Here is a 1,715-nt window from a genome sequence, read left to right as displayed (position 1 = left end):
CGTTCCCGGCGGCCTTGACGGTCTGCGCCCGGCTCGGCCGGTCGGCCAGGGCCATCGCGGCCGCCTCGGCCTCGGCCAGACGCTGCAATTCGGGATCGACCGTCAGGGGCGGCGCGCCGCGGTTGCGGCGGTAGGACGAGATCATGTCGCGGGCCGCCGCGACGTCGATCTGCGCGCTGTTGCTGGCGAGGGGCAGGTAGATGCTCGGCAACGCCGCGGTGCTCGGCGCCTGGGTGGCGCAGCCGCCGAGCAGGGCTGCCGCGGTCAGCGCCGCCGAGCCCGTCGCGCGCCCCAGCATCCTGCCCGTGATCCGGCCGAGCCCGCGCCCCGCATGCCGACCGTCCCGATCGCGTCTCGTCACGACTTACCCATCCCTGCGACGGTCCAGCCGCCCCGGCGGCATATAGGCGCTGCCGGGCCGTCGCGCATCGGACGATTAGGGCTTCCTCAAAGACCTGTCGTCTAAACGTGCACCGACCTCACGACCGAGCGTTCCCTGACCATGCTGGAGACGCCCCGCGATCGCGCCGTCGATGGGCCTGCCGGCCCGTCGGCCCAGGCCGAATCGGCCACCGATCCCGACGCCGCGGCGACGCTCGCGTTGCAGCAGGCGATCATCCGTGCGCAGGCCGGCCTGCTGGCGCGTCAGGAGCATGCCCTGGCCGCCGCCGGGACTTGGCTGTGGTCGTGCCGCCTGGATGACGGCGCCCTCGATTGGTCCGGGGGAGTCCACGATCTGTTCGGCATCCCCCGGGGCGCGGCGCTGCACCGCCCGCGGATCCTGGAATTCTACGAGCCGGCCTCGCGGCGGCTGCTGGAGTCGATCCGCCGCCGGGCCATCGCCGGGCACGCAAGCTTCCGGCTCGATGCCGAGATCCGCACCGCCTGCGGCCAGCCGCGTTGGATCCGCATCCGCGCGGCGGTCGAGACCGAGGGCGGACGGCCAGCCCGGCTCTTCGGAACCAAGCAGGACGTCACCGAGGAGATCGCCCGGCTGGCCGAGCTGAGCCGGCGCGCCGACCGCGACCCTCTCACCGGACTGGCGAACCGCCACGCCTTCGAGGCGCAGTTCGACGCCGGATCGTCCGGCGCCGGACCGGATCCCCTCGGTGCCCTGATCCTCATCGACCTCGACGGGTTCAAGCCGGTCAACGACCTCCATGGCCATATCGCCGGTGACCAGTGCATCCGGCGCTCCGCCGCGCGGCTCGCCGCCATCTGCCGGGACGCGGCCCTCGTGGCGCGCATCGGCGGCGACGAATTCGCCGTGCTCCTGCGGGCGCCCGTGGATCTCCGCGCGCTGGCGGAGTGCGGCCGGCGCATCGTCGCCGCCCTGAGCCGGCCGATTCCGTATCGCGGACAGATGGTGCGGATCGGCGCCTCCGTGGGCATCGCCCTGGAGGTCAAGACCGGCATCGCGACGGGCGGCAGCCGGACCCGGCTGTTCGAGCGGGCGGATGCGGCGCTCTACGCCGCCAAGGATGCGGGCGGGAACGCCGTCCGCATCGCCGTCGGGAGCGGCTAGTCAGCCGCCTGCGCTCCGCAGGCTGCGGTCGCGCGGAACCCGGGCCGAGTCGCCCCCCTCCGGGACATCCGTCGGCTGGATGAAGCGGCTGGCGATCTCGCCCATGGCGCTCTGCATCGTGTCGAGGCCGTGCACGGTGACGATGCTGGAGCCGGGCCCGAGCGGCGGGATGAAGCCCGCCTCCGAGAGG

Annotated in this window: 3 protein-coding genes; 1 reads left to right on the top strand and 2 read right to left on the bottom strand. The window is 73.7% G+C overall.

Annotation, left to right across the window (positions count from 1 at the left end; genetic code table 11):
- The coding region (locus tag I53_RS13305) for a CAP domain-containing protein (RefSeq protein ID WP_043351458.1) at window positions 1-298 on the bottom strand (298 nt) is incomplete at its 3' end.
- 204 nt (window positions 299-502) lie between these two features.
- Between I53_RS13305 and I53_RS13300 the strand changes: the two genes are divergently transcribed.
- Window positions 503-1,525: a diguanylate cyclase domain-containing protein gene (locus tag I53_RS13300; RefSeq protein WP_043351456.1), complete on the top strand. Its 1,023-nt coding sequence runs from the start codon at window positions 503-505 to the stop codon at window positions 1,523-1,525.
- Here the strand turns inward: I53_RS13300 and I53_RS13295 are convergent.
- Window positions 1,526-1,715, bottom strand: a 190-nt coding sequence (locus I53_RS13295; protein WP_043351455.1) for a hypothetical protein, incomplete at its 5' end; no start/stop codon positions are given. It abuts the gene before it with no gap.

The sequence above is a fragment of the Methylobacterium sp. B1 genome (assembly GCF_000333255.1).
GTDB lineage: Bacteria > Pseudomonadota > Alphaproteobacteria > Rhizobiales > Beijerinckiaceae > Methylobacterium > Methylobacterium fujisawaense.
Note: the sequence above shows the minus strand (reverse complement) of the source record. Positions and strands in the feature narration are given on the sequence as shown.

Bases quoted from the DNA above. Each gene is read 5' to 3' on its own strand.
- I53_RS13300 (WP_043351456.1), top strand. From the start codon at position 503: ATGCTGGAGACGCCCCGCGATCGCGCCGTCGATGGGCCTGCCGGCCCG.